This window comes from Variovorax frigidus, assembly GCF_051216515.1.
In the GTDB taxonomy this organism is placed as follows: domain Bacteria; phylum Pseudomonadota; class Gammaproteobacteria; order Burkholderiales; family Burkholderiaceae_C; genus Variovorax.
Genome location: NZ_JBPJZF010000006.1, coordinates 343220 through 355634 on the forward strand (window position 1 = coordinate 343220; position 12415 = coordinate 355634).

The following is a 12415-nucleotide window of genomic DNA, read 5'->3' on the forward strand; positions in this document are numbered from 1 at the left end:
GTGCCGGGCACGGTGGCGTTTCATTTCGGACATGGGCAGGGAAGTCAGCAATCGTCGAAAGGGCGTCGGCCAGAGAAAGAGCGGGACCCCGAGGGGAGCGGCTGCCGTGGGGTCCGCCAGGCGCGGATTTGTAGAATCGATTATCCATGACCGCATCCCTGATTCCGTCCGTCGACGCCGCCCCCCCCATCCTCTGGGACGACCCGGACCGCGCAGCGGCCTTCGCCGCCTGGCTTTTGCGCATCGCGCCCGCCCACGGACTGAAGCCGGACACGGTCCGGCTGGCCTCGGCCGACGCCAGTTTCCGGCGCTACTTCCGGATCGACGGACTCGACGGCACAGCGCGGTCGCGCATCGTGATGGACGCACCGCCCAAGAAGGAAGACAGCGCGCCCTTCGTGCACATCGCGGGCCTGCTGCACGCCGCCGGCGTGAAGGCGCCCGAGGTGCTCGAATGGGACAAGGCCGCGGGCTTCATGCTGCTGGACGACCTCGGCCGCCAGACCATGCTCGACGTGATCGATCCGGCCAACGCCGATGCCAGCCGGCCGCTCTATGCCCAGGCCATCGACGCGCTCATCGCCTGGCAACTGGCCTCGAAGCCCGGTGTGCTGCCGCCCTACGACCGGACCCTGCTCGAGCGGGAGTTGGCGCTGTTCCCCGAGTGGTACGTCACGCGCCACCGCGGTGTCGCGATCGAGGGCAAGCTCAAGGAGCGGCTCGAGCGCAGTTTCAATGCGCTCGTCGAGAACAACCTCGCATCGCCCAGCGTCTACGTCCACCGCGACTTCATGCCGCGCAATCTGATGGTGTCGAGCGAATCGCAGGATTCGCTCGGGGTGCTCGACTTCCAGGACGCCGTCTACGGCCCCATCACCTACGACATCGCCAGCCTGCTGCGCGATGCCTTCCTGAGCTGGGACGAGGACTTCGTGCTCGACATCACGGTGCGCTACTGGGAGCAGGCGCGCAAGGCCGGGCTGCCGGTCGACGAGGACTTCGGCGCCTTCTACAAAGCCGTCGAATGGATGGGCCTGCAGCGCCATCTCAAGGTGGCCGGCATCTTCGCTCGGCTCACGCTGCGCGACGGCAAGCCCCGCTATCTGGCCGACACGCCTCGTTTCATCGCTTACATCCGCGCCACCGCCAGCCGCTACACGCAGCTCACGCCGCTGCTGCGCGCCATCGACGAGATCGAAGGCACGCAGGCGGCTGTCGGTTTCGCCTACGGCCGGGTCTGAGGTGGCGCGCTTCCATTGCGCCTTTCCGCTGAGCGCCGACGTCACGCTCGCCTTGCCGCCGGGTGCGGCACGCCACGTACAGGTGCTGCGGCTGCAGCCGGGCGATGCGCTCACGCTGTTCGACGGCCGGGGCGGCGAGTACGCGGCCACGGTCGAGCACATGGGCCGCAGCGAAGTCACGGTCAACGTCGGCGCGCACGACCCGGTCGAGCGCGAGGCCGCCACCGCGGTGCATCTCGCGCCGGGCATGCCGGCCAACGACCGCATGGACTGGCTGGTCGAGAAGGCCACCGAACTCGGCGTCGCGAGCATCCAGCCGCTGGTCACCGCGCATGGAGTGCTGCGGCTGGCGGCCGAGCGCGCCGAGAAGAAACGCGCGCACTGGGAAGCGATCGCGATCGCGGCCTGCGAGCAATGCGGCCGCAACCGCGTGCCCGTGATCCATCCGGTGCGCAGCTTCGCCGACTGGGTGGCGGCCTCCGACGATGGCGCACAGCGCGCCGTGCTCAGCCTGGTGCCCGGCACCCGACCGCTGACTGCGCTCGCGAACGAACACGCAGCGTCGGCCTGGCGCATCCTGAGCGGCCCCGAAGGCGGCCTGAGCACGACCGAAGAAGCACGCGCGCTGGAGAGCGGCTTCCTTCCGGCCCGGCTCGGACCGCGCGTGCTGCGCGCAGAGACCGCCGCGCTGGCCGCGTTGACGCTCCTGGGCGGCGCATGAGCGGCACGCTGCGAAGCACGCCGTTTCGCAGCAAGTGCCGGGCCGCCGGGGCGGTGTCGATCTGGCTCGCGGGGCTCTGCGTGGCCGCCGCCGCGCATTCGCAGTACCTGCATTCCCGCAGCGCCGTGCCGGCCCCCGTGCGGCCCGAGGTCGACCGCGCCTATGTCCAGTTGATGGCCTCGCCGGCCGTGCAGCGGCTGCTCGACGCAGTGCGCGACGACCATCCGCGCGCGGGCGTCGACCTGCGGCGGCTCACCGAGATCGAGGCGCCGCCGTTCAAGGAGCAGGCGCGTGCCGAGGCCTTCCTGGCGCGCCTGAAGGCGCTGGGCCTCGTCGATGCCCGCATCGACGCCGAAGGCAACGTGCTGGGCCTGCGCAAGGGCCGCGGCAACGGGCCGACGCTGCTGGTCTCGGCTCACCTCGACACGGTGTTTCCGGCCGGCACCGACGTCACGATCAAGGAACGCGACGGCCGGCTCTATGCGCCCGGCATCTCGGACAACACGCGCGGCCTCGCGGTGCTGCTGTCATGGCTGCGCGTGCTCAACGAGCAGCAGGTCCAGACCGAGGGCGACCTGCTGTTCGCCGCCAATGTCGGCGAGGAAGAACTCGGCAACCTGCGCGGCATGAAGCGCATTTTCGCCGAGCACCCGGAGATCGACGGCCTGGTGGCCCTCGAGCCCGCGCCGGAGGGCAGCGTGCTGGTCTTCGGCACCGCGAGCCGTCGCTACGAAGTGACCTTCGACGGCCCGGGCGGCCACAGCTTCGGCGCCTTCGGCCGCGTGCCGAGCGCGATCCACGGCATGGGCCGCGCGATCGCCAAGATCGCCGACCTCAAGACGCCGCGCTTTCCGCGCACCACCTTCACGGTGGGCACCGTCGGTGGCGGCACCTCGGTCAACACCATCGCCGCACAGGCCCGCATGGCGATCGACATCCGTTCCGACGCGAACGGGCCGCTGCTGGCCACCGAGAAGAAGATCTTCGCGGCCATCGATGCCGCGGTGCGCGAGGAGAACCAGCGCTGGGGCGTGGACACGCTGCGCGTGTCGAGCCGGCTGATCGGCGACCGGCCGGGCGGTCGCACGCCGTCCGATGCGCCGATCGTCGAGGCCGCGGTGCGCGCCAACACCGCCTTCGGCCGCCGCACCGTGTTCCGCGGCGGCAGCACCGACGCCAACGTGCCGATGTCGCTGGGCATTCCGGCCATCGTGGTGGGCGGCGGCGGACTGACCGGCGGCTTCCACGCGCTGGACGAATGGATCGACCTGCACGAGGCCTGGCGCGGGGCGCAGAACTCGCTGCTCACGGTGCTGGGCCTGGTCGGCGTGCACGGCGTGAGCGCCCCGCTGCTGGCAAAACGCCTGCCGCCGTGAAGGAATTTCGCACGGGAACGCCGATCGCCTGACTACGATCTGTTTCATTCTTCGCAGCGGCCGAGCACAATCGCTGCGGTACTGTCACACAACAGAAACTTCAAGGAAAAACCATGGGATTGCTCGACTCGGTACTCGGTCAGGTGCTCGGCGGCGCGGCACAGAAGTCCGGCGGACTCGGCGATGCAGGCGGCTTGGCCGAGGCACTCGGCGGGCTGCTGGCGAACAACGGACAGCAAGGTGGGCTGGGAGGCCTGGTCTCGAAGTTCGAGCAGGCCGGGATGGGCGACGTCATCGGCTCCTGGATCGGCAAGGGCGACAACGCGCCAGTGTCGGGCGGGCAGCTGAACGAGGTGCTCGGCAGCGACGTGGTCTCGAGCATCGCCGACAAGCTGGGCATCAACGCGGCCATGCTGCTGCCGATGCTCGCCACGATGCTGCCCTCGCTGATCGACCAGCTCACGCCGAACGGCAAGGTTCCCGACGAGGGGCTGAACACCAACGAAGACCTGCTGTCTTCGCTGAGTGGCCTGCTGCAGAAACGCTGAACAGGCTGAGAGAAGTCGGCAGCTTCGGTACGGCGCCCCTCGGGGCGCTTTTTTTTGGCCTCAGGCCGTCGTGGGCTCGGCCTGCGACGCCTTGTGCGCCACCGGCAGCGCCGCGATCACCTCGGCCACCGCGGCCGTGAGCTTCTTCGCGTAGGGCACGTGCAGGAACTCGTTGGGGCCGTGCGCATTGCTCTTCGGGCCGAGCACGCCGCAGACCATCATCTGCGCGGTCGGGAAGCCCGCGCTCAGCATGTTCATCAGCGGGATCGTGCCGCCCTGGCCGATGTAGCCGCAGGGCGCGCCGAAGTGCGCGCGCGACGCGGTGTGCAGCGCCTGTTCGAACCAGGGCGTGATCTCGGGCGCATTCCAGCCGGTGGCGCCGCCGCCACCTTCGAAGGTGACCTTGGCCTGGTAGGGCGCGTTGTCTTCGAGCAGGGCCTTGAGCTCCTGCACCGCCTTTTCGGCATCGACCAGCGGCGGCAGCCGCAGCGAGAGCTTGAAGGCGGTGTAAGGGCGCAGCACGTTGCCCGCGTCCTTGGGCGCGGGGAAGCCCTCTGCACCGACGACCGACAGCGCGGGCCGCCAGGTGCGGTTGAGCAGTGCCTCGACCGGGTCGCTGGTGGTGGGCAGCGTGAAGGTGCTCGAGCCGCCGCAGTCGGCGTGGGCCCAGGGGAAGCGCTTGAACAGTTCGTCGCCGAGGATGGCGGCCGTGGCCTTGGCCTGCGCCAGGCGATCGGGCGGCACTTCGCAATGGAAGCTGGCCGGCAGCAGGCGGCCGGTGGCGCTGTCCTCGAGCCGGTCGAGCACCTGCCGCATGATGCGGAAGCTCGAGGGCACCAGGCCGGAGGCGTCTCCCGAGTGGATGCCTTCGGTCAGCACCTCGACCTTGAGCGTGCCGCCCGCGAGGCCGCGCAGCGAAGTCGTGAGCCAGAGCTGGTCGTAGTTGCCGGCGCCGGAGTCCAGGCAGATCACCAGCCCGACCTCGCCGAGCCGGTGCCTGAGCGCGTTGACGTAGGGCAGCAGGTCGTAGGAGCCGCTTTCCTCGCAGGTCTCGATCAGGCCGACGATGCGCGGGTGCGCGGCGCCCTGGCTCTTGAGGGCCTGCAGCGCCGCGACGCTGGCATAGACCGCGTAGCCGTCGTCGGCACCGCCGCGGCCGTAGAGCAGGCCGTTCTCGTACTTGGGCGCCCAGGGGCCGAGGTCGTTGCGCCAGCCGGTGAACTCGGGCTGCTTGTCGAGGTGGCCGTACATCAGCACGGTTTCCTTCATGTCGGTGCCGGTGGCCGGCACTTCGAAGAACAGCACCGGCGTGCGGCCCTCGAGGCGAACGATCTCGAGCTTCAGGCCCTCGATCTTCTGCGCCTCGACCCAGGTCGCGGCATTGCGCAGCACCGTGTCCAGGTAGCCGTTGGCCGACCAGTCCTTGTCGAAGCCCGGCGACTTGGCGGGGATCGCGATGTAGTCGGTGAGCTGACGCAGGATGTCGGTGTCCCATTTGGCGGAGACTTCGGACAGGGCACGGTCGGCGTCGAGCAGGCCGGCGGGCATTTCACGGTGCAGGGGGGCGTTCATCGGGGGTCTCCGCGCAAAGGGATCGTCGGGGGAAAAAAGCATTTTGCACCTGCGGCCCCGCCGCGTAGAGTGCGCAGTCCCAAACCCGACAAGTCGGAAGGAACGCGATGAGCAGCAGCAAGGTGACGCCCGGCATCCGTGTGGGCATCGGTGGGTGGACCTTCGAACCCTGGCGCGACAACTTCTATCCGGCCGACCTGCCGCAGAAGCAAGAACTGCACTACGCCAGCCGGCAGGTCACGGCGATCGAGGTCAACGGCACCTACTACAGCACGATGAAGCCCGAGAGCTTCCGCAAGTGGCACGACGAGACGCCCGAGGACTTCGTGTTCTCGCTCAAGGCCTCGCGCTTCGCCACCAACCGCAAGCTGCTGGCCGGCGCGGGCGAATCGATCGCGCGCTTCGTCGACAGCGGCGTTGCCGAGTTGAAAGACAAGCTGGGCCCGATCGTCTGGCAGTTCATGCCGACCAAGGTGTTCGATGCGGAGGACTTCGCGGCCTTCCTCGCATTGCTGCCCAAAAAAGAGGGCAGCCGCACGCTGCGCCACGTGATGGACGTGCGGCACGAGAGCTTCATGACGCCCGAATACCTGGCGCTGGCGCGCGGGCACGGCGTGGCGACGGTGTTCACCGACTCGCCGAAGTTTCCGTCCTTCGCCAACCTCACGGCCGACTTCGCCTATGCGCGGCTCATGAACAGCGACGCGAAGCTCAAGAACGGCTATGCCCCCAAGGCGCTGACGGCCTGGACCGGCCATGCGATGCGGTGGGCCGAGGGCGGCACACCCACCGGGCTGCCGCGGGTGGAAGGCGTCGACGACGTCGCGGCAAAGACGCGCGAGGTGTTCGTCTTCTTCATCAACGGCGCCAAAGAAAAAGCCCCCGCTGCGGCGGAGGCTCTGCTGGCGAAACTGCGGGCTTGACCCCGCAGACGCATCAGGCAGCCTGCAGGCCGGGCTTCTTGCTTTCAGAAGTGCCGAAGCTGATCTCGCCCGACAGCTGGCCGCCTTCTTCGATCACGATCTTGCCGTAGCGGATCTTGCCGGTGACCTTGCCGGTCGAGTGGATCACGAGCTTTTCGCGCACCGTGAGGTTGCCGTCGAACACGCCGCGGATCTCGGCGATGTCGATTTCGGCCGAGCCCTTGAACTCGCCCTGTTCGGCGATCTGGATCACGCGCGAGTCCATGGTGGCCTCGACCATGCCTTCGACCACGAGCGTGTCGCAGTCGGTGATCTCCACGCCCTTGAGCTTGATGTTCGGGCCGACGGTCAGCTTGCTGCCGCCCTCTTTGACCGCCGGTGCGGCGGCGGCGACGCTGGAGGCGCCGGGGGTGAGAGACGAGGGATTGACGGGCGTACCTGCGAGGTTGGTGCCGGCGCCGACGAGCGGTGCAGGACGGGAACTGAAGTTGTCGGTGTCGCGGTCACGCTTGCCGAAGAAGGGGGACTGTGAAGCCAAGACTTACTCCTCTGGGAAACGGCCTATCGTAAGAAGCATGTGGCCGCTGGTGGCAATTCTTTGAGAAAGATTGGTAACGAATCCATTCCCAGCCATCCCTTTGCGAACTTTTGAATTCGATGGGGCGCCACATCGCGCCACAGGCGCAGCCCCCACAATGCCTGCGATTCCATCGAACACCAAGCCATGCCTCCAAAGCCCTTGCCCAGCGGCAGTACAACGCACCTCCAACCCAGCGACGAGGCGCGCTTCGGCAAGCCCACGCACGGCTGGCGGCTGCGACTCTATTCAGTGATCTTCGAGTCGGAGACCCGTGCCGGCCGCGCCTTCGACCTGCTGCTGATCGCGGTCATCCTGTTCAGCGTGCTGGTGGTGATGCTCGACAGCGTGCAGCCGATCCGCGCGCGCTGGGGCGAGGTGTTCGGCGTCTTCGAGTGGGTCTTCACCATCGTCTTCACGCTTGAATACATCGCACGGCTCGCCTGCCTCGGGCGGCCGCTGCGCTATGCGCGCAGCTTCTACGGCGTGATCGACCTGCTGGCGCTGCTGCCCACCTACCTCGCGATCCTGGTGCCGGGGCTGTCGGTGCTGATCGACGTGCGCATCCTGCGGCTGCTGCGCGTGTTCCGCATCTTCAAGATGTCGCGCTATGCGGCCGAGTACCGCGCGCTGGCCACCGCGCTCGCGGCCAGCCGCCGCAAGATCATGGTCTTCGTCGGCTTCGTCTTCATGGTCGTGCTGGTGCTGGGCACGCTGATGTACGTGGTCGAAGGGCCGCAGCACGGCTTCACCAGCATCCCGGTGGCGATCTACTGGGCCATCTCGACGATGACCACGGTCGGTTTCGGCGACCTGGTGCCCAAGACCGACATCGGCCGCGCGATCGCCTCGCTGATGATGCTGCTGGGCTGGGGCGTGCTGGCCGTGCCCACCGGCATCGTGTCGGCGGAGATGGTGCGGCACGGGCGCGATGCGGCGTCTGAAGGATTCATCGGCCGCGGCCTGCTGGCGGACGCCGCGACGCTCTGCACCGCTTGCGGCGCCGAGGGCCATGCGGCCGATGCGCGCTTCTGCCGCCGCTGTGGCACATCGCTCGGCTGAAGTGTTTCTTCCTCAGGCCTCGCGCCAGTCCGCGCGACCCTGTGTGAGATCGTCGATGCGCCGCACCAGCGCGGGCGCATCGGCCTCGACCACGCTGAACTGCAGCGCGACCAGCGAGCCATGCTCGACAGCACGGAGCGTGGCGCCGGCGGCCGCCAGCTCACGCCGCAGCGCACCTTCCATCGCATAGGGCACGGCGCAGCAACACATGCGCAGCCGTTGCAGCGGCAGCTTGGCGGCGCCCAGCAGCGCCTGCGCCACGGCGTCGGTGTAGGCCCGCACCAGGCCGCCCGCGCCCAGCTTCACGCCGCCGAAGTAGCGCACCACGGTGGCGAGCACGCCTTCGAGTTCCTGGTGGCGCAACACCTCGAGCATGGGCCGGCCGGCGGTGCCGCCCGGTTCGCCGTCGTCGTTGGCCGCCGACTGGCCGCCGGCCATCAACGCCCAGCAAACGTGGGCCGCGCCCGGATGCTGCGCGCGCAGCGCGGCCACGATCTGCAGCGCGGCCTCGCGGTCGGCGACCGGCTGCACGCAGCCGATGAAGCGGCTCTTCCTGATCGAGAGCTCGCTGTGCACCGCGCCGGCCAGCGTCTGCGCCACGGCCTCAGGCGCGTTCGAACTTGAAGACGGCCGTGCCGGCGCGCGCGTTGGGCAGCCAGCGCACCTCGCGGTCCTGCTGCACGCCGAAGGCATCGAGCACGCGCAGCCGGTTCTTTTCTGCCAGCACCTCGAAGTCCTTGAAGGTGCCGACCCGGATGTTGGGCGTGTCGTACCACTGGTAGGGCAGCCGGCGCGTCACCGGCATGCGACCGCGCGCGATGCTCAGGCGGTTGGGCCAGTGCGCGAAATTGGGAAACGCGACGATGCCGATGCGGCCCACGCGCGCGGTCTCGCGCAGCATGACCTCGGCGTTGCGCAGGTGCTGCAGCGTGTCGATCTGCAGCACCACGTCGAAGGTGGCGTCGTCGAACATCGCCAGGCCTTCGTCGAGGTTGAGCTGGATCACGTCGACGCCGCGGCGGATGCACTGCAGCACGTTGCCGTCGGCGATCTCCACGCCGTAGCCGGTGCAGCCACGCTCGCGCTGCAGCAGGTCGAGCAGGGCGCCGTCGCCGCAACCGAGGTCGAGCACGCGCGCGCCTTCGGGCACCAGACGGGCGATCAGGCGTTGGGTGTCAGAGTCGCTCATTTCAGTTTTCCATCACGCTGGGCGCCCGCCGCGAGGCAGAAATCCGGGTCAGCCATTCCAGGGACACCGCGGAACTGGCTTTGCCAGGCCGCTGGTGTCGCCCCCTTGAGGGGGAGGCGCCGCAGGCGCTTCGGGGGTGGGTCATATCTCGACGCGCTCGAAATAAGAGCGCACCACGCCCATGTAGCGCACGTCGTCGAGCAGGAAGGCGTCGTGCCCGTGCGGCGCGTCGATCTCCGCATAGCTCACGCTGCGCCGGTTGTCGAGCAGCGCCTTGACCAGCTCACGGCTGCGCTTGGGCGAGAAGCGCCAGTCGGTGGTGAAGCTGACCAGCAGGAACTTGGCGCTGGCCCGCGCGAAGGCCCGGGTCAGGTCGCCGCCGTGCTCGCGCGCCGGATCGAAATAGTCGAGCGCGCGCGTGATCAGCAGGTAGGTGTTGGCATCGAAGTACTCGCTGAACTTGTCGCCCTGGTAGCGCAGGTAGCTCTCGATCTGGAACTCGATCTCCTGCGTCGAGTAGCGGTAGGCGGTGCCGGCCAGCTCGCCCTCGACCGCGCCGAGCGCCGCTGGGCCGCCCCGAGGCGCGAGCGCCCCCTTGGGGGGCAGCGAACCACGCGCAGCGGGGAGCGTGGGGGTCTTGGACTGCAATTCGCGGCCGAACTTGGCGTTCATGACGTCGTCGCTGAGGTAGGTGATGTGGCCGATCATGCGTGCGATGCGCAGTCCACGCTTGGGGATCACGCCGTGTTCGTAGAAATGGCCGCCATGGAAATCGGGGTCGGTCACGATCGCGCGCCGCGCCACTTCGTTGAACGCGATGTTCTCGGCCGTGAGGTTGGGCGCGCTCGCCACCACCACCGCGTTGCGCACGCGATCGGGGTACTGCAGCGTCCACGACAGCGCCTGCATGCCGCCCAGGCTGCCGCCCATCACGGCGGCCAGCGTCCGGATGCCCAGCGCATCGAGCAGCGCGGCCTGCGCGTCGACCCAGTCCTCGACCGTGACGACCGGGAAGTCGGCGCCGTAGACGCGGCCGGTGGCGGGGTCGGTGTGCATCGGGCCGGTCGAACCGAAGCAGGAGCCGAGGTTGTTGACGCCGATCACGAAGAAGCGGTCGGTGTCGAGCGGCTTGCCCGGGCCGATCATGTTGTCCCACCAGCCCTCGGACTTGGGCTGGCCGGCGTACACGCCTGCCAGGTGGTGCGAGGCATTCAGCGCATGGCACACCAGCACCGCGTTGCTGCGCTCGGCGTTGAGCGTGCCGTAGGTCTCGTAGGCCAGCATGTAGTCGCCAAGCGACGCACCGCTGCGCAGGGGCAGCGGCCCCGGGAAGGACATCGACTGGGAAACGGCTTCGAGGGAGGAAGACATGGACAAAGAAAAACCCGGCCTCGCCAAAAAACGAGCCGGGTCGGCCACGGTCTTTAGCTGAATTTGTTAAGCGCCCGCAAGCTGTAGCAAATCGGCGCAGAACGAGTATATCCCCCCAGGCTCCGCGCACTTCGTGTCGCTCCTCCCACCCCCCTCCGGGGGGCAACACCAGCGGCCCGGCGAAGCCGGTTCCGCGGTGTTTCTGAAAAAGAAAGGAAGGGAAGGGGGAAGTCCGGGGGGGCGGACTACCAGCCCACGATCATGACGATGCCCAGCACGAGGAAGATCGCGGCCGAGATGCCGTGGACCAGCTTGATCGGCACGTGCCGCATGATGCGTTCGCCCAGGAAGACCACGGGGGCGTTGGCCAGCATCATGCCGAGGGTGGTGCCGGCCACCACGCCGAGATAGTCGTGCACGAAGCGCGCCGCGAGCATCACGGTCGCGATCTGCGTCTTGTCGCCCATCTCGGCCAGGAAGAAGGCCACGACCGTGGTGCCGAACACGCCGAAGTGGGAGCGCACGCCGGTGTCCTCTTCGTCGAGCTTGTCGGGGATCAGCATCCAGACCGCCATCGCGATGAAGGAACCGCCCAGCAGCCAGCGCAAGGTGGTCGGCCCGAGCCATTGCGTGACGAAGGTGCCGACCGCGCCGGCGAGTGCGTGGTTGACGATGGTGGCGGCGAAGATGCCCAGCACGATGGGCCAGGGCTTGCGGAACCGCGCCGCGAGGACGAGGGCCAGGAGTTGGGTCTTGTCGCCCATTTCCGCCAGGGCAACGATGCCGGTGGCGACGAGAAAAGCTTCCATGATGAACGTGGGTTCCTTGGGCCGAAGGACGCAATTGACCATGCAGCGCCTTCGGCCAAATTCCGAAGCTGCATGGTCAAAGGTCTCGCCAAGTTCTCTACCGTTTACGCCATGTCCTGCGTGGGGCAGGACAAGTCTGTTGACGCAAACCCTTCTCGCGATGGAAGGCGGCTACTCCCCAATGACCCGGCGATTCTAAACACCGGCCGAACGCCATTTGTGAGCAAGCGCTAGCTTCTTATAAATTTATCGCGGGGCTTGTGCGAAGGCCCAAATCCTGTTTTCAAGCCACATATTTCACCCATAATGCACGAGCCTCCCTTCAAATTTTCCCGGGAGGCAACTGGGTGATCGGACAGTTTCGCGCGGCCCGGAATGCGCTCCGGACTGGTGCTTTCGGGACTCCATCGCTTTCATTGATTGTTTATAGGAGTCCCTCAATGGGCAACAAACTGTACGTCGGCAACCTGCCGTATTCCGTCCGCGATGGCGATCTCGAGCAGGCCTTCGGCCAGTTCGGTTCGGTCACCAGCGCCAAGGTCATGATGGAACGCGACACCGGCCGTTCGAAGGGCTTCGGCTTTGTCGAGATGGGCAGCGACGCGGAGGCGCAAGCCGCCGTCAACGGCATGAACGGCCAGCCCCTGGGCGGCCGCAGCGTCGTGGTCAACGAAGCCCGTCCGATGGAAGCCCGCCCGCCCCGTAGCGGCGGGGGTGGCGGCGGCGGCGGTGGTTACGGCGGCGGTGGCAGCGGTGGTGGTGGCTACGGCGGCGGCGGCAGTGGTGGCGGCGGCTACGGTGGCGGTGGCGGTGGCGGCCGCAGCGGCGGTGGTGGTGGCTACGGCGGCGGCGGCGGTGGTCGCAGCGGCGGGGGCGGTGGTGGCGACGGCGGCTTCCGCAGTCCCTACGGCGCAGGCCCGCGCGGCGGCGGTGGCCGCAGCGGTGGTGGTGGCGGCGGCGGTTACGGCGGTGGTGGTGGCGGCAACGGCGGCTACTGAACTCCCGCGTTCAACCCCAGAAAAAAAG

The 12415-nt window shown here is 68.1% G+C and carries 13 protein-coding genes and 1 riboswitch; of the genes, 7 read left to right on the forward strand and 6 right to left on the reverse strand.

Features of this window, described 5'->3' with window-relative positions; genetic code table 11:
- Positions 1–146: 146 nt before the first annotated feature.
- The 4 genes from ACSFBC_RS19685 (at position 147) to ACSFBC_RS19700 (ending at position 3886) form a co-directional block, all read left to right on the forward strand.
- Positions 147–1241 carry an aminoglycoside phosphotransferase family protein gene (locus ACSFBC_RS19685; RefSeq protein ID WP_435512039.1) on the forward strand — a complete coding sequence of 365 codons (1095 nt, stop codon included), beginning with the start codon at positions 147–149 and terminating at the stop codon, positions 1239–1241.
- A 1-nt stretch (position 1242) separates the two neighbouring features.
- Positions 1243–1962, forward strand: coding sequence for a 16S rRNA (uracil(1498)-N(3))-methyltransferase (locus tag ACSFBC_RS19690; RefSeq protein ID WP_435512040.1), 720 nt, complete (start codon positions 1243–1245; stop codon positions 1960–1962).
- Positions 1959–3338 (forward strand): M20/M25/M40 family metallo-hydrolase, encoded by a 1380-nt coding sequence (locus ACSFBC_RS19695; protein WP_435512041.1) that lies wholly within the window; start codon positions 1959–1961, stop codon positions 3336–3338. The genes ACSFBC_RS19690 and ACSFBC_RS19695 overlap by 4 nt, the downstream gene beginning before the upstream one ends.
- Positions 3339–3451: 113 nt before the next feature.
- Complete coding sequence (locus ACSFBC_RS19700; RefSeq protein WP_435512042.1) at positions 3452–3886, forward strand: YidB family protein; 435 nt, start codon at positions 3452–3454, stop codon at positions 3884–3886.
- Between the two features lie 60 nt (positions 3887–3946).
- Here the strand turns inward: ACSFBC_RS19700 and ACSFBC_RS19705 are convergent, their stop codons facing one another.
- Positions 3947–5458: a M20 family metallopeptidase gene (locus ACSFBC_RS19705; RefSeq protein WP_435512043.1), complete on the reverse strand. Its 1512-nt coding sequence runs from the start codon at positions 5456–5458 to the stop codon at positions 3947–3949.
- A gap of 107 nt (positions 5459–5565) precedes the next feature.
- Here ACSFBC_RS19705 and ACSFBC_RS19710 point away from each other — a divergent pair, with 107 nt between their 5' ends.
- On the forward strand, positions 5566–6381 hold the full coding sequence (locus ACSFBC_RS19710; protein WP_435512044.1) for a DUF72 domain-containing protein: 816 nt from the start codon (positions 5566–5568) through the stop codon (positions 6379–6381).
- A gap of 13 nt (positions 6382–6394) precedes the next feature.
- Here ACSFBC_RS19710 and ACSFBC_RS19715 read toward each other — a convergent pair whose 3' ends face one another.
- Entirely contained in the window at positions 6395–6919 is a 525-nt protein-coding gene (locus tag ACSFBC_RS19715) for a bactofilin family protein (protein ID WP_435512045.1), read from the reverse strand.
- Positions 6920–7105: 186 nt separating this feature from the next.
- Between ACSFBC_RS19715 and ACSFBC_RS19720 the strand changes: the two genes are divergently transcribed.
- Positions 7106–8020 (forward strand): ion transporter, encoded by a 915-nt coding sequence (locus ACSFBC_RS19720; protein ID WP_435512046.1) that lies wholly within the window; start codon positions 7106–7108, stop codon positions 8018–8020.
- Between the two features lie 12 nt (positions 8021–8032).
- On the opposite strand, the gene ACSFBC_RS19725 is transcribed toward ACSFBC_RS19720, so the two are convergent.
- The 4 genes from ACSFBC_RS19725 to ACSFBC_RS19740 all read right to left on the reverse strand — a co-directional run bounded on the left by ACSFBC_RS19725 (position 8033) and on the right by ACSFBC_RS19740 (position 11389).
- Positions 8033–8620: an IMPACT family protein gene (locus ACSFBC_RS19725; RefSeq protein ID WP_435512047.1), complete on the reverse strand. Its 588-nt coding sequence runs from the start codon at positions 8618–8620 to the stop codon at positions 8033–8035.
- Positions 8621–8624: 4 nt separating this feature from the next.
- Complete coding sequence (metW, locus tag ACSFBC_RS19730) at positions 8625–9209, reverse strand: methionine biosynthesis protein MetW (protein WP_435512048.1); 585 nt, start codon at positions 9207–9209, stop codon at positions 8625–8627.
- Positions 9210–9350: 141 nt separating this feature from the next.
- The gene (gene metX / locus ACSFBC_RS19735) at positions 9351–10580 is read right to left on the reverse strand and encodes a homoserine O-acetyltransferase MetX (RefSeq protein ID WP_435512049.1); all 1230 of its coding nucleotides are present in this window, start codon (positions 10578–10580) and stop codon (positions 9351–9353) included.
- A gap of 245 nt (positions 10581–10825) precedes the next feature.
- Complete coding sequence (locus tag ACSFBC_RS19740) at positions 10826–11389, reverse strand: TMEM165/GDT1 family protein (RefSeq protein WP_435512050.1); 564 nt, start codon at positions 11387–11389, stop codon at positions 10826–10828.
- 10 nt (positions 11390–11399) lie between these two features.
- Positions 11400–11581: riboswitch (yybP-ykoY riboswitch) on the reverse strand.
- A 248-nt stretch (positions 11582–11829) separates the two neighbouring features.
- Between ACSFBC_RS19740 and ACSFBC_RS19745 the strand changes: the two genes are divergently transcribed.
- On the forward strand, positions 11830–12387 hold the full coding sequence (locus tag ACSFBC_RS19745; protein ID WP_435512051.1) for an RNA recognition motif domain-containing protein: 558 nt from the start codon (positions 11830–11832) through the stop codon (positions 12385–12387).
- Positions 12388–12415 lie beyond the last annotated feature (28 nt).

Excerpts from the sequence above, each read along its gene's own strand:
- ACSFBC_RS19685 (WP_435512039.1), top strand. The coding sequence starts at position 147 with ATGACCGCATCCCTGATTCCGTCCGTCGACGCCGCCCCCCCCATCCTC.
- ACSFBC_RS19695 (WP_435512041.1), top strand. The coding sequence starts at position 1,959 with ATGAGCGGCACGCTGCGAAGCACGCCGTTTCGCAGCAAGTGCCGGGCC.
- ACSFBC_RS19700 (WP_435512042.1), top strand. The coding sequence starts at position 3,452 with ATGGGATTGCTCGACTCGGTACTCGGTCAGGTGCTCGGCGGCGCGGCA.
- ACSFBC_RS19705 (WP_435512043.1), bottom strand. The coding sequence starts at position 5,458 with ATGAACGCCCCCCTGCACCGTGAAATGCCCGCCGGCCTGCTCGACGCC.
- ACSFBC_RS19710 (WP_435512044.1), top strand. The coding sequence starts at position 5,566 with ATGAGCAGCAGCAAGGTGACGCCCGGCATCCGTGTGGGCATCGGTGGG.
- ACSFBC_RS19720 (WP_435512046.1), top strand. The coding sequence starts at position 7,106 with ATGCCTCCAAAGCCCTTGCCCAGCGGCAGTACAACGCACCTCCAACCC.
- metW (WP_435512048.1), bottom strand. The coding sequence starts at position 9,209 with ATGAGCGACTCTGACACCCAACGCCTGATCGCCCGTCTGGTGCCCGAA.
- metX (WP_435512049.1), bottom strand. The coding sequence starts at position 10,580 with ATGTCTTCCTCCCTCGAAGCCGTTTCCCAGTCGATGTCCTTCCCGGGG.
- ACSFBC_RS19740 (WP_435512050.1), bottom strand. The coding sequence starts at position 11,389 with ATGGAAGCTTTTCTCGTCGCCACCGGCATCGTTGCCCTGGCGGAAATG.
- ACSFBC_RS19745 (WP_435512051.1), top strand. The coding sequence starts at position 11,830 with ATGGGCAACAAACTGTACGTCGGCAACCTGCCGTATTCCGTCCGCGAT.